The sequence below is a fragment of the Kribbella aluminosa genome (assembly GCF_017876295.1).
In the GTDB taxonomy this organism is placed as follows: domain Bacteria; phylum Actinomycetota; class Actinomycetes; order Propionibacteriales; family Kribbellaceae; genus Kribbella; species Kribbella aluminosa.
Genome location: NZ_JAGINT010000001.1, coordinates 2,280,299 through 2,298,342, shown reverse-complemented (window position 1 = coordinate 2,298,342; position 18,044 = coordinate 2,280,299). Strand labels below are relative to the sequence as shown.

General features: G+C 69.3%; 20 protein-coding genes. 5 read left to right on the top strand and 15 right to left on the bottom strand.

The features are described 5' to 3' along the window. Positions 1 to 52: 52 nt before the first annotated feature. The 4 genes from JOF29_RS11180 to JOF29_RS11165 all read right to left on the bottom strand — a co-directional run bounded on the left by JOF29_RS11180 (position 53) and on the right by JOF29_RS11165 (position 4,333). Positions 53 to 1,060 (bottom strand): sugar phosphate isomerase/epimerase family protein, encoded by a 1,008-nt coding sequence (locus tag JOF29_RS11180; protein ID WP_209694132.1) that lies wholly within the window; start codon positions 1,058 to 1,060, stop codon positions 53 to 55. Positions 1,061 to 1,097: 37 nt separating this feature from the next. Continuing rightward, complete coding sequence (locus JOF29_RS45230; RefSeq protein WP_307863256.1) at positions 1,098 to 2,189, bottom strand: Gfo/Idh/MocA family protein; 1,092 nt, start codon at positions 2,187 to 2,189, stop codon at positions 1,098 to 1,100. Positions 2,190 to 2,277: 88 nt separating this feature from the next. Beyond that, positions 2,278 to 2,538 (bottom strand): hypothetical protein, encoded by a 261-nt coding sequence (locus JOF29_RS11170; RefSeq protein WP_209694131.1) that lies wholly within the window; start codon positions 2,536 to 2,538, stop codon positions 2,278 to 2,280. 124 nt (positions 2,539 to 2,662) lie between these two features. After that, a complete protein-coding gene (locus tag JOF29_RS11165; RefSeq protein WP_209694130.1) occupies positions 2,663 to 4,333 on the bottom strand; it encodes a hypothetical protein in 1,671 nt (556 codons plus the stop codon). A 165-nt stretch (positions 4,334 to 4,498) separates the two neighbouring features. On the opposite strand from JOF29_RS11165, the gene JOF29_RS11160 reads away from it, so the two are divergent. After that, entirely contained in the window at positions 4,499 to 4,747 is a 249-nt protein-coding gene (locus JOF29_RS11160; protein ID WP_209694129.1) for a hypothetical protein, read from the top strand. A 462-nt stretch (positions 4,748 to 5,209) separates the two neighbouring features. Here the strand turns inward: JOF29_RS11160 and JOF29_RS11155 are convergent, their stop codons facing one another. From JOF29_RS11155 to JOF29_RS11145, 3 genes are read right to left on the bottom strand one after another with little or no spacing between them, the layout of a single operon-like run. Then, entirely contained in the window at positions 5,210 to 6,127 is a 918-nt protein-coding gene (locus tag JOF29_RS11155) for an aminoglycoside phosphotransferase family protein (protein ID WP_209694128.1), read from the bottom strand. Further along, positions 6,124 to 7,128 carry an NAD(P)H-dependent glycerol-3-phosphate dehydrogenase gene (locus JOF29_RS11150; RefSeq protein WP_209694127.1) on the bottom strand — a complete coding sequence of 335 codons (1,005 nt, stop codon included), beginning with the start codon at positions 7,126 to 7,128 and terminating at the stop codon, positions 6,124 to 6,126. Before JOF29_RS11150 ends, JOF29_RS11155 begins: the two co-directional genes overlap by 4 nt. After that, entirely contained in the window at positions 7,125 to 7,910 is a 786-nt protein-coding gene (locus JOF29_RS11145; protein WP_209694126.1) for a lysophospholipid acyltransferase family protein, read from the bottom strand. The genes JOF29_RS11150 and JOF29_RS11145 overlap by 4 nt, the downstream gene beginning before the upstream one ends. Positions 7,911 to 7,926: 16 nt before the next feature. On the opposite strand from JOF29_RS11145, the gene cofC reads away from it, so the two are divergent. Next, positions 7,927 to 8,598, top strand: coding sequence for a 2-phospho-L-lactate guanylyltransferase (cofC, locus tag JOF29_RS11140; RefSeq protein ID WP_209694125.1), 672 nt, complete (start codon positions 7,927 to 7,929; stop codon positions 8,596 to 8,598). Between the two features lies 1 nt (position 8,599). After that, positions 8,600 to 8,806: a hypothetical protein gene (locus JOF29_RS11135; RefSeq protein WP_209694124.1), complete on the top strand. Its 207-nt coding sequence runs from the start codon at positions 8,600 to 8,602 to the stop codon at positions 8,804 to 8,806. Between the two features lie 88 nt (positions 8,807 to 8,894). On the opposite strand, the gene JOF29_RS11130 is transcribed toward JOF29_RS11135, so the two are convergent. The 4 genes from JOF29_RS11130 to leuC all read right to left on the bottom strand — a co-directional run bounded on the left by JOF29_RS11130 (position 8,895) and on the right by leuC (position 13,100). Continuing rightward, the gene (locus JOF29_RS11130; protein ID WP_209694123.1) at positions 8,895 to 9,464 is read right to left on the bottom strand and encodes an HU family DNA-binding protein; all 570 of its coding nucleotides are present in this window, start codon (positions 9,462 to 9,464) and stop codon (positions 8,895 to 8,897) included. A 180-nt stretch (positions 9,465 to 9,644) separates the two neighbouring features. Next, positions 9,645 to 10,811 (bottom strand): magnesium/cobalt transporter CorA, encoded by a 1,167-nt coding sequence (gene corA / locus JOF29_RS11125; protein WP_209694122.1) that lies wholly within the window; start codon positions 10,809 to 10,811, stop codon positions 9,645 to 9,647. Between the two features lie 250 nt (positions 10,812 to 11,061). Continuing rightward, complete coding sequence (gene leuD, locus JOF29_RS11120; RefSeq protein WP_209694121.1) at positions 11,062 to 11,661, bottom strand: 3-isopropylmalate dehydratase small subunit; 600 nt, start codon at positions 11,659 to 11,661, stop codon at positions 11,062 to 11,064. Positions 11,662 to 11,675: 14 nt separating this feature from the next. Then, positions 11,676 to 13,100, bottom strand: coding sequence for a 3-isopropylmalate dehydratase large subunit (gene leuC, locus JOF29_RS11115; protein ID WP_209694120.1), 1,425 nt, complete (start codon positions 13,098 to 13,100; stop codon positions 11,676 to 11,678). Between the two features lie 106 nt (positions 13,101 to 13,206). Between leuC and JOF29_RS11110 the strand changes: the two genes are divergently transcribed. Beyond that, positions 13,207 to 13,926, top strand: coding sequence for an IclR family transcriptional regulator (locus tag JOF29_RS11110; RefSeq protein WP_134124286.1), 720 nt, complete (start codon positions 13,207 to 13,209; stop codon positions 13,924 to 13,926). 697 nt (positions 13,927 to 14,623) lie between these two features. Here the strand turns inward: JOF29_RS11110 and JOF29_RS11105 are convergent. Together JOF29_RS11105 and JOF29_RS11100 are read right to left on the bottom strand one after the other, a co-directional pair. Continuing rightward, the gene (locus JOF29_RS11105) at positions 14,624 to 15,082 is read right to left on the bottom strand and encodes a 2'-5' RNA ligase family protein (protein WP_209694119.1); all 459 of its coding nucleotides are present in this window, start codon (positions 15,080 to 15,082) and stop codon (positions 14,624 to 14,626) included. Then, positions 15,061 to 15,456, bottom strand: a complete 396-nt coding sequence (locus JOF29_RS11100) for a VOC family protein (RefSeq protein WP_209694118.1) — start codon at positions 15,454 to 15,456, stop codon at positions 15,061 to 15,063. Before JOF29_RS11100 ends, JOF29_RS11105 begins: the two co-directional genes overlap by 22 nt. A gap of 131 nt (positions 15,457 to 15,587) precedes the next feature. Between JOF29_RS11100 and JOF29_RS11095 the strand changes: the two genes are divergently transcribed. Next, positions 15,588 to 16,166 carry an HdeD family acid-resistance protein gene (locus tag JOF29_RS11095; RefSeq protein ID WP_209694117.1) on the top strand — a complete coding sequence of 193 codons (579 nt, stop codon included), beginning with the start codon at positions 15,588 to 15,590 and terminating at the stop codon, positions 16,164 to 16,166. Here the strand turns inward: JOF29_RS11095 and JOF29_RS11090 are convergent. Further along, positions 16,142 to 17,143 (bottom strand): LacI family DNA-binding transcriptional regulator, encoded by a 1,002-nt coding sequence (locus tag JOF29_RS11090; protein WP_209694116.1) that lies wholly within the window; start codon positions 17,141 to 17,143, stop codon positions 16,142 to 16,144. The genes JOF29_RS11095 and JOF29_RS11090 overlap by 25 nt on opposite strands. Further along, complete coding sequence (locus JOF29_RS11085) at positions 17,127 to 18,044, bottom strand: nucleoside hydrolase (RefSeq protein ID WP_209694115.1); 918 nt, start codon at positions 18,042 to 18,044, stop codon at positions 17,127 to 17,129. Before JOF29_RS11085 ends, JOF29_RS11090 begins: the two co-directional genes overlap by 17 nt.

The window sequence follows — 18,044 nt, the reverse complement described above, 5'->3', positions numbered from 1 at the left end:
TGGGCGGCGCCGGTTGGCGGGGCGCCGGTAGGCGGGGCGCCGGTAGGCGGGGTTACTTGTCCGTGGCGAAGGCGGCGTCGAAGGCGGCGGTGGGCTTGTCGAAGGCGAGTGCGCGGATGACGTTGACCGCCTCCGCGGCGCCGACCTTGCGCTCCATGCCGGCGTCCTCCCACTCGACCGAGATCGGGCCGTCGTAGCCGATCGAGTTCAGCACCCGGAAGCAGTCCTCCCACTGCACGTCGCCGTGACCGGTGGAGTAGAAGTCCCAGCCGCGCCGCGGGTCGCCCCACGGCAGGTGCGACCCGAGCCGGCCGTTGCGGCCGCCACCGACCCGCATCCGGGTGTCCTTGCAGTCGACGTGGTAGATCCGGTCCTTGAAGTCCCAGAGGAACGCTACCGGGTCGATGTCCTGCCAGACCATGTGCGACGGGTCCCAGTTCAGGCCGAACGCCTCCCGGTGACCGATCGCCTCGAGGGTCAGCGTCGTGGTCCAGTAGTCGTACGCGATCTCGGACGGGTGTACTTCGTGCGCGAACCGCACGCCCTCTTCGTCGAACACGTCGAGGATCGGGTTCCACCGGTCGGCGAAGTCCTTGTACCCGGCCTCGATCCGCTCGGCCGGCACCGGCGGGAACATCGCGACGTACTGCCAGATCGACGAACCGGTGAAGCCGATGACGGTCTTCACGCCGAGCTTCTTCGCTGCCCGGGCGGTGTTCTTCAGGTCCTCCGCGGCGCGCTGCCGGACGCCCTCGGCGTCGCCGTCGCCCCAGATCCGGGACGGCACGATCGCCTGGTGCCGGAAGTCGATCGGGTCGTCGCAGACCGCCTGCCCCACCAGGTGGTTGGAGATCGCGAAGACCTGCAGGTTGTACTTCTCCAGGATGTCCTTGCGGCCCTGCACGTACGAGTCGTCGTCGACGGCCTGCTGGACGTCGAAGTGGTCACCGGAGCAGGCGATCTCGACGCCGTCGTACCCGGCCTCGGACGCGAACTGGCAGACCTCCTCGAACGGCAGGTCGGCCCACTGACCGGTGAACAGTGTGATCGGACGAGGCATCTGAGTGGCTCCCAAGCGATTAGAGCGGTTAGGGCGATTAAGCGTTGTCGACGGTGATCCAGGCGGAGTCGCCGGCAGCAGACCGCAGTACGGCGTCGACCACGCGAGCGGACCGCGCTCCGGCGGCGAAATCGGGGAGGCCGTCCGGGTGATCACCCAGTACGGCGGCGTAGCTGTCGGCGACGAACGAGTCGAACGCGTCCTGGTACCCCTGCGCGTGCCCAGCCGGCAGCCGGTTCACCCGGGCCGCGGGCGGGCTGAGCGTCTCGGGGTCGCGGGTCAGCAGTTGCGAAGCGTCGCGACGGCCGACCCACACGCGGTCCGGGTCCTCCTGGTCGAACCCGAAGCTCGACTCGGTGCCGGACACCTCCAGGTACAAGCGGTTCTTCCGGCCGGCGGCGACCTGGCTGACCACGATCGTCCCGACCACCCCGGCCTCGGTCCGGAACTGGGCGGTTGCGAGGTCCTCGGTCTTCACCGGTACGCCGCCACGCTCGGAGCGGACAGTCCGCAGCTGCGCGCTGATCGCGGCGATCCGGTCGCCGGTGACGAACTCGGTCAGGTCGCACCAGTGCGACCCGATGTCCGCGAATGTCCGCGACGGGCCGCCGGTGGTGTCGTCGACGCGCCAGTTCTGGTCGTCGGCGCCGGCCAGCCAGTCCTGCAGGTACGAGCCGTGCAGGCTGGTGATCACACCGGCCTCGCCCGCGGCGATCCGGGTCCGCAGCTCACGGACCATCGGGTGGTAGCGGTACACGAACGGCACGGCACCGACCAGGCCCGCATCCAACGCAGCCGCCTGGAGTCCGGTCGCGTCCTGCACCGAGGTCGCCAGCGGCTTCTCGCAGACCACGTGCTTGCCGGCCTCGAGCGCCTTGAGCGTCACCTCGCGGTGCGTGTTGTTCGGCGTACAGACATGGACGACGTCGACGTCCGCAGCCAGCAGGTCGTCGAGGGACGCGAACCCGCGCTCGGCACCGGTCGCCTCCGCTGCCGCTGCAGCCCTTGAAGGCGACGAGCCGACCGCGCCGATCACGGTTGCTCCCGAGACCAACGCGGACCTGCCGTGCACCTGACCCATGAAGCCGCCGCCGACGATCCCAACCCGAAGCTTCCGCGCACTGGACACGTCGAACGACGCTATGTGACCGCTTTGAACCCTGTCAATCGCCGTCCCAGCTCCGTGTCAGCCGTACTGCGCAACTCGTGCACCGAGGTCAATCCAGGTCGGCCAGTACCTCGGCCAGCGACTGCGTGCTTCGGTTGACCGACTGAACTCCCGTCGACGTGACGAGGTAGACCGCGTCCGACCGCCCTCGGGGGGCAATGACCCACGAGGTCCTGTGCGCGACAGCAGTCCAGCCGTCGCCGCCGATCGACTCGGCGTCCATTCCTCGAGTTCGCGCCCAGTGCCGCAGCGTCTCCGACGCTTCGAGCTCGGTCATCATGCCTCCGGTCAGGATGTTGCCGCTGGCCACGACAGCGTACGAAGTCTTCGACCCGGTCCACGCCGCAACGCCAGGTCAGCGGTGGGTCACGTCCATCAGGCGGAACCAGTCGTTGTCCTCGGCCACAATCCGTCCGCAGCGCCGCGGGACCGAGCTACACGGGATCGTCGAAGCCGGCCACCAGTTCGGCGATCTCGGCGCGTTGCTCGGCCATCGTCTGGCGCAGCTTCGCCAGGTCGGCCTCCGACAACGGACCCGGGTTGCCGATCCGCTCCCGGACGAAGTCCGGCAACGCGCCGCCGAAGTCGAACCTGCCCAGGTCGACCGGCGCACCGGGCTGAAGGTCCGCGATCTTCGCCGCGAGCGCGTCTTGCATCGCCAGCTGATCCCGCAGGAACAGCTGGAGTTGAGACTGGTCCGGTTCTGCCGGGGCGCCGCCACCGACCCACATCGCGCGATAGGCGTGCAGCCGAGTGCCGCTCAAGCGATCGACCACCGGTGTGACGGCGGATCCCAGCTGGCTGAGGAAGGCGAACGCCGTGCCCCGCTCGACGCCGTCGGCGGAGTCGAGCATCAGGTCCACCAGCTGGCCGGCGAACCCGAGCGGATCGGCGGTCCGTAGCCACACCTGTCCAGGTTCGTCGACGACGACGCCGTTCAGGCCCGCGGCGATCCAGGCCCGGATATCGGCCGTCGTCAGATCCGGTCGCCAGGGACCCGCCACCAAGTTCCAGCGGCCGGGGGTGTCCCAGCCCAGCCAGTTCAGCAGCAGGCCTTGAACGCCGAGCCGACTCAGCTTGTCACCGCTCTGGTCGAACAACCCCAGCCGCCGCAACCGGTCGATCGCGACCCGCGCGAGGTCACTGCGGATCGCCGCATCGAAGTCCGCCGGCAATCCAGGATGGTACGCCGAGTAGATCGCCGCCATCACCTCGTCACGATCGGGCAGCGGTACGTCGATGACCACGGCGCGCACCATCGCGCACCAAGCCTCCAGCCGACGCCCGAGGTCCGGCCACGCGGCGAACTGCGGGCCCGGCACGACCCGGGCACCGGTCGAGCCCACCAGGTCGGACAGCGCCGCGATCCGCCAGGCCTCCTGGACCGCGGCCGCATCGGTGAGCGTGGTCCCGGCCAGCGCATGCGCAACCGTGTCGTCGTCCAGGTAACCGCCGGCCGAGATGGGCGGCTGCGCGACGAGCCAGCGCGCCAGCTCGACCACCGCCAGCGCCAACGGCGCCTGACCGGCCGTTGCCGCGACCTCAGAGGGCAGCACGGTACGCGGAGCGGGGATCGTGACCCCGCCGAACGGATCACCGCCGAGCGCCACCGCCTCGCGCCGCAGCGGACCGACCAGACGATCCCGTTCCTCCCAGTTCAGCGCGTCGAACTCGGCCAGCCACGCCTTCCGATCGGTCGCGCCCGCTCTACGGTGCTGCATGCGGAGGATCACCGACCAGGCGAAGGGATCGACGAGCTTCTCCCCAAGACCGCCGGTCAGGACGGCCAGCACCGGCGTGACATCACGCCGCAACGACTCCGCGGACGATTCGTCGCCCTCGAAGACGACCAGGTCCCGCAGCACCGGAAGCGTCGCGGCCGCGGCGGCCCGCCAGGCCGCGTCGACCGGCAGCACGTACGGCGCGACCTCGAGGACCGTGTCGGCCAACGACTCCTTCGGCCAGCTCCACGGATCGCCGATCCCCAGTACCGAGGCGCGGCATTCGAGCAGGTCACGCAGGAGCCCGAGATCCGGCTCGGCCATCGCGCCGGTCTGGTCCAGCCAGGCCGGAACTCGGTTGACGAAGTCTTCGATCTGGTCCATTCCGCAACGCTAGGTCAGAGGTGGGTCAGCGGTGGGCCAGATCCATCGGACGGCGAGTTCGTCGGCCAAGGCAATGAATCGGCCGACCCCCGGGCCGCCCTCGCCGTGCGGGCACACCCGGTCCCGTGTCAGTGGTCGTCGCCGAGGCCGGCCGAGCGGGCCCGGATGATCGCTTCGGCGTTCGGCCTGCTGCTGCTCGGCATCGCGCTGTGGCGCAGCCGCGTCGCCCCCGCCTGGATGGGGATCGCGCTCGCCCTCGGCGGCTTCACCCATCCGTTCATGCCCGGGCACCTCGCCGCCGGCATCGGTCTCCTGGTCGCCGCCGTCGGGTTCGCCGGAGCCAGCGTCGCCCTGCTCCGGATGCGCAACGACGACTTCGACCTCCCTCCGGTAACACCTGTCCGCCAGAAGTGACACGAGCGCCAGGGGCCTTGGGCCCCGGTCGGGCCACCAGGTCATCATGCGGCACCTTCATCTCGCCGACGCCGGAATCACCGCGGCCAGCGGACCGACCGGCAGCACCAACGCCCATCGCGCCGCCCATCGCGCCGGCTGCGGATCGCCAGGCCATCACAATCCCCGCCCGGCTGCCCCCGCCACGCTCACTGCCCCCAATCGCCCCCAATTGTGATGGCCTGGGGATCCGCCGCCACGGCTCCCGGCTCGCCGCCTGCTCTCGACTCCAGCGGGAGGGGTCAACGTCTCGGCTTGCGGGTTGGCACCCGAGATTTCAGGCGACAAGCCACCATCTCAGCGGTCAACCCCGAGATGCGCGAGGACGCCGGCGCCGATCGGCGCGACGGACGAGGCGGCCGGGACGAGGCGAGGCAGGCGGGGCAGGCGGGGGAGCGGCTTGGGGACGCGGTGGTGGGTGGGTTAGCTGGTCCAGGCGATGGCGACCTCGTCGATCAGCTCGACCAGCCGATCGAGCTCGGAACCGCCGCGGGCGCGGGCGAAGCCGTTGCGGCGGCCCCAGAACGAGGACTGGACGGCGATCAGCTGGGTCCAGCGGCGGATGCGTTCGGCGTCGACACCGGACGCCTCGGCGAACTCGCCGAGCTCGGCCTGCAGGTGGCGGAGCAGGTCGGCGCCGTCCAGGCCGTCGCCGATGAGCAGGTAATACGCCCGGGTCCGCAGGAAGATCGCCGCGTCGAACGCCGGGTCGCCGACGTACCCCTTCGGATCGACCACCAGCCACGGCTCTCGGTCCGCACGCAGGATGTTGCGCGCATGAAAGTCACCGTGCACCAGCGTCTCCGGCTGCACGCGACACAGCTCGTCGACGACCGCCATCGCCTCCTCCACGACAGTGTCCGGCAGCGGATGGTCCAGCTCGGCCGCATCCTTGCGCAACTCGACAGCCCACGACTCGGCTTTGTCCGACATCCGCGGCAGGCCGTCCGGCGCCGGGATCGTCAACTGGCGGAGCAGATCCCCGGCGATCGTGGCGACGTCTTCGGTGTGCTCGCCCAGCGTGCTGGGGTGCGCCCGCTCGAGGAGCATCGCGTACTGCGCGTCGTCGCGCTCGTACAGCTTCACCGCACCCCGACCCTCCCACGCCTCGAACGCATCCGGCTCGTGCACGTTCCCCGGATGCGGGAACGACACCTTCAGTACGGCGTCCCCCACCACCGGCACCACCACACCGACCTGCCCGTGCAGTACGTCGCCCTCCTGCTCGAGGTCCCACTTCCCGAGCAGTTGGTCGACGATCCCAGGCAGCTCCGCCAGCCACTCCTCCCCCGCAGCGCCTTCGCGCTCGACGGTGCACTGAACGAACGCCTCCGGGATCATCCCCAGCGCTCCGACTTCGCCGAGCGGGAGACCAGGCTGAAGAGCATGTCCTTCGGGGTCAGTTCGCCGGCGACGACCTTTGTCACGTGTTCGGCGATCGGCATCTCGACGTCGTGGTGGTGGGCGAGTTCGCTGATCGAGGCGCAGGACTTCACGCCCTCCGCGACCTGCCGGGTGCCGCCGAGGATCTCGGCGACCGACATGCCCTGGCCGAGCTTCTCGCCGAACGTCCGGTTCCGGGACAGCGGCGACGAACAGGTCGCGACCAGATCGCCGAGCCCGGCCAGGCCGGAGAACGTGTGCTCCTCGGCGCCCAGCGCCGTACCGAGCCGGGCGATCTCCGCCAGCCCGCGGGTGATCACCGAGGCGCGGGCGTTGTCGCCGAAGCCAAGCCCGATCGCCATCCCGACCGCCAGCGCGATCACGTTCTTGCAGGCGCCGCCGAGCTCGCAGCCGATCACGTCGTTGTTCGTGTACGGGCGGAACGTGGGCGAGTGGCACAGCTTCTGCAACCGGGCCGCGGTCCCCTCGTCCGTGCACGCCACGACCGACGCGGCCGGCTGCCCCTCGGCGATCTCGCGGGCCAGGTTCGGTCCGGAGACGACCGCGATCCGTTCCGGCCCGGCGCCGGTGAGCTCGGCGATCACCTCGCTCATCCGCTTCGTCGTACCGAGCTCGACACCCTTCATCAGGCTGACCAGCGGTACGGCGTTCGGCAGTACGCCGGCCCAGTCCGCGAGGTTGGCCCGCAACGACTGCGACGGCACCGCGAGTACGACGGCCTCCGCCCCGTCCGCGGCCGCCGCGGGGTCGTGGGTCGCGGAGATCGCATCGGGCAGTCGCAGTCCCGGAAGGTAGTCGGCGTTCTCGTGCCGGGAGTTGATGGCGTCACACAGGGCTTCCCGCCGGCCCCACACGGAGACCTGATTACCCGCATTTGCCAGCACCACAGCGAACGCCGTACCCCAGGATCCGGCTCCGAACACCGCAACCTTCGTCATTGTTCTTTGTCCTCACGTCGGGCCTTGCGCAGGTCGTAGAGCTCCTTGGGCGGTTCCTCGCCGCGCAGCTCGCCGAGCGTCCCGGCGACCCGGGCCATGATCACCTCGGTTGCCTCGTGCAACAGCTGGTTGGTCAGCGGCTTGCCCTCGAAGGCGCTCAGGTCGACCGGCGCCCCGGCCCGCACCTGCAGCGTCTTCCGCGGCAGCAGCCGGACCCGGATCTTGCCCGTGTAGGACTTCAGGATCTCCTGGGCACCCCAGTTCGCGACCGGGATCACCGGGCAACCGGTCATCAACGCGATCCGGGCCGCGCCGGTCTTGCCGGTCATCGGCCACATCGCCGGATCCCGGGTGATCGTGCCCTCTGGGTAAACGCCCACGCACTCACCGCGTTCGACCGCGGCCACCGCGTCCCGGAAAGCATCCGCGGCCTGCGCGGAATCGCGGTACACCGGAATCTGCCCGGCCCCGCTGATAATGCTGCCGAGCACCGGGACCTTGAACACCGACGCCTTGCCGAGGAACCGCGGGATCCGCCGGCACTCCCAGATGAAATAGCCGAGCACCACCGGGTCGAAATGCGAGATGTGGTTCGGCACGTACACCACACCACCCTGCCGCGGCATGTTCTCCCGGCCGCTGAACCGGCACTTGGTGAACACGATCATGAACGGTTTGACGATCGCCACGATGATGCCGAACCAGAATCCGCGCGGCGGCCGTGGATCGGCACCCTTGCTGTCCACTGCTGCCTCCTGGTGGTCGAACGCGCCGTCGGTCATGGGAGAATCCTGCCTGATGGCAGACCTACAGGTCGCTCCCTGGACCCTGGTGATCCCGGTGAAGCGTACGGCGATCGCGAAGAGCCGGCTCGCTGCGGCCTACCCTCAGCACCGTCCCGAGCTGGCCCGTGCCTTCGCTGTCGACACTACTGCTGCCGCGCTCAGGTCTCCCCTGGTGCACACCGTCCTGGTGGTCACCGACGACCCGCTGGTCGGCGCCGACGTGACCGCGGAGGGTGCCCGCGTGGTGCCGGACCTGCCCGCCGCCGGGCTCAACGAGGCGCTGCTCCACGGAGCCACCGTGGCGGCTGCGGAGTTCGCAGGCAACGGCATCGCGGCCCTGTCCGCGGACCTTCCCGCGCTCCGTCCGGCCGAGCTCACCGCCGTACTCGCGGCCTGTACCACCGCGCGTTCCTTCGTCGTCGACCAGCCCGGCACCGGTACGACGTTGCTCGCGGCCGCTCCCGGCGTACCGCTGGATCCGCGCTTCGGCGTCGGCTCCGCCCTGGCCCACCAGGCGTCCGGGGCGGTCCCCATCGAGCTGACCGGGATCGAGTCGGTACGTCGTGATGTCGACACCGCGGCGGATCTCGCCCACGCCGTACAGCTCGGGGTCGGTCCGGCAACGGCGGACGTGATGTCGCTGGTTCTCGGTGCCGCGACCGGGACCGAGGGTCTAGCCTGCTGACATGCAGGCCACTGTGAGCAGGTACGACGGCGAGACGTTCTCCGGCGCGGTACTGACCGACACCGGGATCGAGCTCCCGTTCACCGTGCACGCCGTCGCGGACACCCCGGTGCGGCATCTGCGGGTCGGCCAACGAGTGACGATCGAGACCAGCGGCTCCGGTGCCACGCTCGCGATCACCAAGGTAAAGTTCGCGACCCGGCTGTAGTTGCCACGGACAACGGCGAAGGCCGGTCATCCCCTGGAGTGGGGTGACCGGCCTTCGCTGTAGTGCGGTGTACCGCAGTGCGTGAAGCTCAGCGAGCAGTACGCTTCGCGGCGACCTTCTTGGCGGGGGCCTTCTTGGCCGGCGCCTTCTTCGCGACGACCTTCTTGGCCGGGGCCTTCTTCGCCGGGGCCTTCTTGGCAACGGTCTTCGCCGGCGCCTTCTTGGCAACCGTCTTGGCCGGGGCCTTCTTGGCGACCGTCTTCTTCGCAGCGGCGGTCTTGGTTGCAGCGGCCTTGACCGGAGCAGCCTTCTTCGCCGGGGCAGCCGCCTTGGTGGCGGTCGCGGCCGGCTTCGGGGCCACCAGCTTCGGCAGCTTCTTCGCGCCGGAGACGACGGCCTTCAGCTCCGCACCTGCGCGGAACTTCGGAACCGTGGTCTTCTTGGCACGCTTGGTCTCACCGGTCCGCGGGTTGCGCACGATGCGCGCCCCACGCTCGATGGCCTCGAAGGCACCGAAACCGGTGATGGCGACCTTGCCACCCTTCTTGGTCAGCTCACGCTGGACGGTGTCGATCACCGATTCCAGTGCGTGCTGGGCCTGGCGGCGGTTTCCGTCGAAGTGCACTGCGAGCGCTTCGACCAACTGGCTCTTGTTCACTGCTTCCCTCCGTGAACACTAGGCGTCGAGCACAGCGCTCGATCTCACAGGAACGTTATGGACTGAACAGGCCATGCACAAACACCAACGCGGCAATTTGGCCTTGTTTTAGGCGATTCGGGCCACAATTCGGCCCGATCGGGGCTCCTGGAGGGTTTTTGGCTGCAGATTCGGTCGGCTTCACAGCCAGCCGCGGCGCTTGAAGATCTGGTGCAGACCTCCACACACCAAGGCCATCAAGCCGATCGCGAACGGGTATCCGTACTCCCAGTGCAGCTCCGGCATCTTGTCGAAGTTCATCCCGTAGACAGTCCCGATCAGCGTCGGCGCGAACAGGATCGCCGCCCACGCAGAGATCCGCTTCACCTCTTCGTTCTGCTCGCTGCTGGCGATCGCGAGGCTCTTCATCTCCTCGTTCTGCTGCTGCGCCACCAGGGTCGCGTTCACGGTCAGGATGTCGCGGAGCAGCTCGCGGAAGCCGTCGACCTTCTCCACCACCTCGGTGACGTGGTCGGCGACGTCACGCAGTGAACGTTGCAGCTCCTCGTCCACGCCGTACTTCTGGAAGCCGCCGCGGAGCTGCTCGAGGATCCCGATCAACGGCCGGGTGGCGCGCTGGAACTCGATCACCTCGCGGGACAGTTCGTAGATCCGGCGGGACACCTTCGGGTCGCCCCGGAACACCTCGGTCTCGATCTCGTCGATGTCGTTCTCCAGGCCGGCGACCACCGGCGCGTACCCGTCCACGACCTTGTCCATGATCGCGTACAGCACGGCTTCGGCACCCCGGCTGAGAAGCTCCGGATCGCGTTCGACCCGACGCCGTACGGCGGCCAGGTTCGGCGCTTCGGCGTGCCGGACCGTCACCACGAAGTCCCGGCCGACGAACACGTGCACCTCGCCGAACTCGACCTCCTCGGTCGCGTCCCGGTACCGCGCAGCCTTCAGGACGACGAACAACGTGTCGCCGTACCGCTCCAGCTTCGGCCGCTGATGCGCCTCGTTCGCGTCCTCGATCGCCAGCTCGTGCAGGTCGAACTCCTGCGCCAGCGACGCCAGCTCACGGCGGTCCGGCCGGTACAGCCCGATCCAGGCCAGGCTCTGCGGGGCGTCATGGAGCGCGGAATACGTGTCGGCCAGCGAATGCGGCGACGCGACCCGGTTGCCGTCGCAGTAGATCGCACTGTCGACGACGCTGTGCCCCTTGGGCTTCTGCGGATCCCGGGCCTGCTTGGTCTCCGGCTCGATCGCGGACGCGGCAACGGATGCGGCGTGCTTGCGAGCGGCGGCACGCAGTGACGGAGTACGGCTGAACGCACGGAAGGTGCGCAGGCGCAGGTCGGACATGAGTCCTCCAGATGCGGGTGATCCAGGCAAGTGATGAGCGCACGTCTGCCCGACCCACAACTACTAGAGGAAGAAAGCCCCCCAAGGCCGAGCGAGACCCGTATGTCTGGAGGGATCGCTGCTGTTGTTCACGAGCGTCCTCACCTCCTCGGTCCCGCAAGCCTTGTTCTGACAACCCCGCAAGGGTAACACCCGAGTTATCGCCCCCGCCCACCCAAACGTTACGGGGACGACAACTCTGAGAGAGCTCTCAGGCCTTGGCCGGAAGGGTTGCAGGCTTGAAGGACGGTCGGGTTGCTTCGTACGCAGTGATCTCGTCCGCGTGCGACAGCGTGATGCCGACGTCGTCGAGACCGTTCAGCAGCCGGTAGCGCGTGTAGTCGTCGATCTCGAAGGGTGCCGAGACGTCACCGGCCGAGATCGTCTTGTTCTCCAGGTCGACCGTGACCTTGGTGCCCGGGTCGGCCTCGACCGCGGTCCACAGCTGCTCGACGACCTCCTGCGTGACCAGGGCGGCCAGCAGGCCGGCCTTGCCGGAGTTGCCGCGGAAGATGTCGCCGAACCGCGACGAGACGACGACCCGGAACCCGTAGTCGAGCAGGGCCCAGACCGCGTGCTCCCGGGACGATCCGGTGCCGAAGTCCGGTCCGGCGACCAGCACCGAGACCCCTTCGTACTCGGGCTGGTTGAGCACGAAGGAAGGATCGTTGCGCCAGGCAGCGAACAGCCCGTCCTCGAAGCCGGTCCGGGTGACCCGCTTCAGGTACACGGCAGGGATGATCTGGTCGGTGTCGACGTTGCTCCGGCGCAGCGGGGCCGCCGTACCGATGTGCTGGGTGAAGGCTTCCATGATTCCCTTGCTCCTCAGGCGTTCGCAGGTACGGCGACGGGCGGCAGGTCGGCGGGTGCGGCCAGCGTCCCGGTGACGGCGGTCGCGGCGGCGACCAGCGGCGACACCAGGTGGGTGCGGCCGCCCTTGCCCTGGCGGCCTTCGAAGTTCCGGTTCGAGGTGGAGGCGCTGCGCTCCCCCGGGGCCAGCTGGTCCGGGTTCATGCCCAGGCACATCGAGCACCCGGCGCCGCGCCACTCGGCGCCGGCGTCCTTGAAGATCGCGTCCAGCCCCTCGGCCTCGGCCTGCAGCCGGACCCGGCCGGAGCCCGGGACGACGAGCATCCGGGTGCCCTCGGCAACCTTCCGCCCGGCCAGTACGCCGGCCGCGGCCCGCAGGTCCTCGATCCGGCCGTTGGTGCAGGACCCCAGGAACACCGTGTCCACGTGGATGTCGCGCAGCGGCGTACCGGCGGTCAGGCCCATGTAGTCCAGCGCGCGCTCGGCGGCGACCTTGTCGTTCTCGTTGTCGAAGTCGTCCGGCGACGGGACCACGTCCGAGAGCGCGACGCCCTGGCCCGGGTTGGTGCCCCAGGTGACGAACGGCGTGATCTCCTCGGCCCTCAGGACGACCTCACGGTCGAACGTCGCGTCCTCGTCGGTGCCCAGGCTCTTCCAGTACTCGACGGCCGCTTCCCAGTCGACGCCCTGCGGCGCGTGCGGCTTGTCCTTCAGGTACTCGAACGTGGTCTCGTCCGGCGCGATCAGGCCGGCCTTCGCGCCCCACTCGATCGACATGTTGCAGATCGTCATCCGGGCTTCCATGCTGAGCGCCCGGATCGCCTCGCCGCGGTACTCGACGATGTAGCCCTGGCCGCCGCCGGTGCCGACCTGCGCGATCAGCGACAGCACCAGGTCCTTGGCCGAGACGCCGTCGGGCAGTACGCCGTCGACCGTGACCGCCATCGTCTTCGGGCGGGCCTGCATCAGCGTCTGGGTGGCCAGCACGTGCTCGACCTCGCTGGTACCGATGCCGAAGGCAATCGCCCCGAACGCGCCGTGCGTGGAGGTGTGGCTGTCACCGCAGACCACGGTCATCCCGGGCTGGGTCAGGCCGAGCTGCGGGCCGATCACATGGACGACGCCCTGGTCCGGGTCGCCGAGGGTGTGGATCCGGATGCCGAACTCCTCGGCGTTCTTCCGCAGCGTGTCCACCTGGGTCCGCGACACCGGGTCGGCGATCGGCTTGTCGACGTCGAAAGTGGGGACGTTGTGGTCCTCGGTGGCGATGGTCAGATCGGGACGCCGTACGCCGCGACCCGCCAGCCGGAGGCCGTCGAAGGCCTGCGGACTGGTCACCTCGTGGACCAGGTGGAGGTCGATGTAGAGGAGGTCGGGTTCTCCGTCGGCATGGCGCACGACGTGCGCATCCCAGACCTTTTCCGACAACGTCCTACCCATCAGACTCTCCTTTGAGATTGGAAGTGTGGTGCTTTCGCTCACAGTGCTCTGGATTGGGCTGCCGAAGCGACTTGCGTTCCACGATTCGAGACGGCAGTATCGTCTCATGGACAACTCTAGCGGAGTCGGCGTTCTCGACAAAGCAGCTCTCGTTCTGTCCGCACTCGAGTCCGGGCCGGCGACCCTGGCCGGACTGGTGGCGGCGACGGGACTGGCGCGCCCGACGGCACATCGTCTCGCAGTAGCTCTCGAGCACCACCGGCTGGTCGGGCGCGACATGCAGGGACGCTTCGTGCTCGGTCCGCGACTCAGTGAGTTGGCCTCCGCCGCCGGTGAGGACCGGCTGCTTGCGACCGCCGGCCCGGTGCTGGCACGACTGCGCGACATCACCGGCGAATCCGCACAGCTCTTCCGCCGCCAGGGCGAGTACCGCGTCTGCGTCGCCGCCGCGGAGCGCCCCTCCGGTCTGCGCGACACCGTCCCGGTGGGCAGCCAGTTGACGATGGCGGCCGGGTCGGCCGCGCAGATACTGCTGGCCTGGGAGGACCCGGAGCGGATGCACCGCGGCCTCCACAACTCCTCCTTCAACGCGGCCGCGCTGGCCGGCGTACGGCGTCGCGGCTGGGCGCACTCGGTCGGCGAACGCGAGCAGGGTGTTGCCTCGGTCTCGGCCCCGGTCCGCTCCCCCAGCGGCAAGGTGATCGCCGCGGTTTCGGTCTCCGGCCCGATCGAACGCCTCTCCCGCCAGCCGGGCCGCATGCACGCCCCCGCCGTAATGGCCGCCGCCGAACGTCTTTCGGAGGCCCTCCGCCGCGCCTCGGAGTAGCCCCGGCGCCTCGGAGTGAGATCTCGTACCACAGTGGGTGATCGCCCAGCCGGAGCCAACGGAGGCCGGTGCTACCCAAGGCGTTCGTCGATCTCCAGGAGAGCCTCACGACTTCTTCCTGGGAGATCCACTCACCTCGCGCCTTGATCGTCTCGGCCTCGGCAATGTCGGCCTGGTCCACCGGTTCCGCGAGCTCGGTCGGCCCCTCGGCCAACGAGTAGCTTTCGCTCAGGGGAAGACCGCAACGACCCGCACCGACGAAAGTCCGCCTCCGCACGAATCTGTGGGGAGGGTCGTCCTACTGAGCGTGCGGGGTTCGGCACAGCCGTTCCGGACGGATCACGCACGGAGAAATGTGCAAGGTCGACAGGTAGTGCACCGGCGAGACGCCGTACGCAGGAAGGCGATCACGCTCAGGTGCACTAGCCGGCCACCGGACATCTCCTGTCGACCTGCCGATCGGCGGCCGTGCACTCGACCATCCCGACCACCGCAGCGGCGGGATCCCCCGCCCTGATGGGCATCTGGCTCGTGTCATTCACCTACGGCTGCGCCCTCAAACCCGCGGCGCTGCCGCGGCGCTGCCGCGGCGAGGCGAACTTGGGGAGGGTTTTGTGCCCGATTCGGCACAAAAACCTCCCCAAGTCCGGTTGTGCGCGCCGACGGAGCTGCGTTGTCACGAAGTTCGGCTGCCGGGCTAAGGGATGCGCTCGAGCGCATGGAGGTGGCCGGTGCTGCTGTCGATGCGGGCTGCTCGGGTCACCTCCGCTTGCAGGGGCAGTACGTCGTACACGGCGGCGGTGAGGGTGGGGAGTGCGCTGAGGGGTACTCGTGGCGCGAGGGTGCAGTGGGGAACCCACCGGCCTGGTACGTAATGCCTGTGCAGGTCCGCGCCAGTGGCCGTGATGGCCGAGACCACCTGCTCCTGTCGTTGTAGTGCGGCGGCGTTGACAGCCGGCACCAGCCACGCGCGGCCGCGCCGGAACGTGCCGAGTGCGTCGAAGTACAGCGAGACGGGTCCGCCGTCCGGTAGTTCCTCGACGGCCTTGGTCACCTCGTCGAGCTTCCACTCCCGCAGGGCGGTCGAACAACCAGCACACAGCCAGGGGCACTCACCAACGGTAAGGCGCCGGATCAGCCCTGCGCCGAGGGCCACCCGCCGTACGGCACTGTCAGGATCTCGAGGTTGTGGCCGTCCGGGTCGTCCCAGTAGAGGCCGCGGCCGCCGTCGTTGGTGTTGATCTCGGCCTCGCGGCGGTGGAACGGGTCCGCCCAGTAGGTGAGGCCCTGCTCGACGATCCGCGCGTGGATCTGGTCGAACTCGTCCTCTGTCACCAGGAACGCGTAGTGCTGTCGGTGCGGCTGTCCGTGGGCGTCGGCGAAGTCCAGGGACGCGCCGTTCCCGAGCTGCACGACCGCGAACGGTCCGTAGCTGCCCGGTTCGCCGAGTCCGAGGAGGCCGGCCAGGAAGCGCGCCGACGCCTCCTTGTCGCTGCAGTTGACGATGGTGTGGTTGAGCTCGACGGCCATTCGTCCAGGCTAGCCGGATTCGAGGCAACCAAACCCCTTGTCGTGGCGGACATTGCCCCTGGAGGGCCCGTGCGTGACGATGGGTGAGGATTCCGGTACGCCGGGTGCCGGACGTTCGGGAGGTCGGAACTATGGAACGGGACTGGCTGACTCTGGGGTGGAAGATGTTGCTCGTCCGCGGTGTGATCGGCATCGTGTTCGGGATCCTCGCGATCGCGTGGCCGATCTCCACGGCGATCGCGCTCGCCCTGTTGTGGGGCTTCTGGGCCCTCACGGACGGAATCGGTTCGGTCGTCCAGGCCTTCCAGCCGGAGTACCGCGGCAGCCGGGTATGGCTGATCGTGCTCGGCGTGATCGCTTTGCTGGCGGCGTTCTTCGCGATCACCAGCCCGGGCATGACCGCCGCGACGTTGACCTGGATCCTCGGGATCTGGCTGATCGTCCGAGGCATCTTCGAACTCGCGGGCGCGTTCTTCAGTCAGCAGGTGATGCCGCGGTGGCTGCTCGTCCTGAACGGCGCGCTGTCGCTCCTGATCGGCATCCTGTTCGCCGCCAACCCCGGCGCGGGCGCGGTCAGCATCGCCGTACTGCTGGGCATCACGGCCCTCATCTGGGGCGTCGTACTGATCGGAGTCGCCTGGTCGGTACGCCGCGCACTGTCGGCACCGCCGCAGTCCGGACCGTCTCAGTCCAGCCCCTCGGCCGCCTGACACCCGCAGGACGTACTCGGGACCAGCTCGTAGTCGAGCACGTGTCGCGCCGCGGGCGGCGTGCTCCGGTCGAGCAGCAGCTCGACGGCCTGGCGTGCGGTCTCCTCGATCGGCTGCCGCACGCTGGCCAGCGGCGGGACCGTCACCGTGCACTCGCTGGTCCCGTCGAACCCCATCACCGCGACGTCCTCCGGGACTCGCAGCCCCGCCTCCCAGGCCGCGAACAGTACGCCGAACGCCTGCTCGTCCGTCGAGCAGTAGATCGCCCGCGGCGGCCGCTTCTGCTGGAACCACGACCGTACGGCGTCCCGCGCCGCGAACCGGGAGACCGGCGCCGCGACGTACCGCGCCGTCGACCCCGGATGCCCCTTCAGCGCGCGCTCGATCCCGCGCCGGTGCTCCGCCGTACCGGGTGATTCCTCCGGGCCGGTGACGACACCGAGGGTGCGGTAACCGTGCGACAGCAGGTGATCCGCCGACGCCTCGGCGCCCGCGACGTAGTCGATCGACAACGTCGAGACCGTGACGCCGTCCGGCACCGGGTGCAGGGCGACGACCGGTACGCCGGCCGCCGCGAACCGCTGGATCGCCGGCTCGACGAGCAGCGAGACGAGGACGACGCCGTCGACCTTGCGCTCGATGAACGACCCGATGTGCGCGGACTCCTGCGCCGGGTCGCCCGCCGAGTCGCCGATCAGCAGCAGGTGGTCGTGCTGCCGGGCGAAGTTCTCCAGGTGCTCGGCGAGGGTCGCGAAGTACGGGTTGCGGATCTGCGGGATCAGCAGGCCGAGCGAGTACGTGCGGCCCGCACTGAGCGCACGGGCCAGGATGTTGGGCCGGTACTCCAGCTCCGCCGCCGCCTCCAGCACGCGCCGCCGGGTCTCCGCGGACACCGGCCGCGGCCCGTTGTTGAAGACGTAGCTGACCACCGCGGTCGACGTCCCGGCGCGCTCCGCGACGTCACGCGCGGTCGCCATCGATCTCCCCACGCCCGACAGCGTATGCCGTTCCCGCCACCACGATCCGCCGCGTGATCTCCTCGGCCACCTCCTCGGCCTCGACCGCAGTCACGATCCGCACCGTGCCGTCCGCAGCAGGCGCGAACGTGCTGTGCCCCGCCTGCTCTCCCCCGACCTGGATCGACACCTGTCCGAGCTTGGAGAAGGTGAACAGCTCCGGGCGGCTCAGTGTGAGCACCGCCACCGGATCGTGCGGCACGTTCCACGTCTCGTTCCAGAACGCCCACCACTGCTCGATGTCCGCCCCGAGCGCCGCGCCCAACCGCCCAGCGCCCCGGATCCGCTCCAGCCGAGCCTTCTCGATCGTGACCTGACGGGTGATCTCCAGCCCGGTGATCGTCGTCGGAATCCCCGCGCTCAGCACGACCTGCGCCGCGACGTCGTCGGACTTGAAGTTGTGCTCGCACACGTCGTCACCGAACGACCCGCCCATCACCCACAGATGCCGGATCCACCAGGCCGCCTGCGGTTCGAGGGCGAGCGCGGCCGCGATGTTGGTCAACGGCCCGATCGCCGCCACGTCGAGCTCACCGGGACGCGCCCGCAGCAGCTCGACCAGCCGCTCCGGCGCACTGTCCGCGCTGATCGTCTCGGCGTCCAGCCCGTCGTGCAGCGTGCCTTCGTGCCCGGCCCACCAGACCTCCCGCCCGGACAACGGATCGACGAGCCCCGGTACGACGGTCAGCTCACGGCCGGCGAGTACGCCGTACCGCCGGGCGAGCTGGGCCCGCAGCCGGGTGTCGCCGTACACGGTGTGCACCTCGGCGAGGTCGAGCTCCGGGCTGCCGAGCAGCTGGGCGAGCGCCATCGCGTCGTCCACGTCGGACCCGATGTCGGTATCGAGAATGAGGGATCGCAC

Bases quoted from the DNA above. Each gene is read 5' to 3' on its own strand.
- JOF29_RS11090 (WP_209694116.1), bottom strand. From the start codon at position 17,143: ATGGCGACCGCGCGTGACGTCGCGGAGCGCGCCGGGACGTCGACCGCG.
- JOF29_RS11100 (WP_209694118.1), bottom strand. From the start codon at position 15,456: ATGGCCGTCGAGCTCAACCACACCATCGTCAACTGCAGCGACAAGGAG.
- JOF29_RS11095 (WP_209694117.1), top strand. From the start codon at position 15,588: ATGGAACGGGACTGGCTGACTCTGGGGTGGAAGATGTTGCTCGTCCGC.
- cofC (WP_209694125.1), top strand. From the start codon at position 7,927: ATGGCAGACCTACAGGTCGCTCCCTGGACCCTGGTGATCCCGGTGAAG.
- JOF29_RS11180 (WP_209694132.1), bottom strand. From the start codon at position 1,060: ATGCCTCGTCCGATCACACTGTTCACCGGTCAGTGGGCCGACCTGCCG.
- JOF29_RS11150 (WP_209694127.1), bottom strand. From the start codon at position 7,128: ATGACGAAGGTTGCGGTGTTCGGAGCCGGATCCTGGGGTACGGCGTTC.
- JOF29_RS11110 (WP_134124286.1), top strand. From the start codon at position 13,207: ATGGACAACTCTAGCGGAGTCGGCGTTCTCGACAAAGCAGCTCTCGTT.
- JOF29_RS11155 (WP_209694128.1), bottom strand. From the start codon at position 6,127: ATGATCCCGGAGGCGTTCGTTCAGTGCACCGTCGAGCGCGAAGGCGCT.
- JOF29_RS11165 (WP_209694130.1), bottom strand. From the start codon at position 4,333: ATGGACCAGATCGAAGACTTCGTCAACCGAGTTCCGGCCTGGCTGGAC.
- JOF29_RS11145 (WP_209694126.1), bottom strand. From the start codon at position 7,910: ATGACCGACGGCGCGTTCGACCACCAGGAGGCAGCAGTGGACAGCAAG.
- JOF29_RS11160 (WP_209694129.1), top strand. From the start codon at position 4,499: ATGATCGCTTCGGCGTTCGGCCTGCTGCTGCTCGGCATCGCGCTGTGG.
- JOF29_RS11135 (WP_209694124.1), top strand. From the start codon at position 8,600: ATGCAGGCCACTGTGAGCAGGTACGACGGCGAGACGTTCTCCGGCGCG.
- corA (WP_209694122.1), bottom strand. From the start codon at position 10,811: ATGTCCGACCTGCGCCTGCGCACCTTCCGTGCGTTCAGCCGTACTCCG.
- leuC (WP_209694120.1), bottom strand. From the start codon at position 13,100: ATGGGTAGGACGTTGTCGGAAAAGGTCTGGGATGCGCACGTCGTGCGC.
- leuD (WP_209694121.1), bottom strand. From the start codon at position 11,661: ATGGAAGCCTTCACCCAGCACATCGGTACGGCGGCCCCGCTGCGCCGG.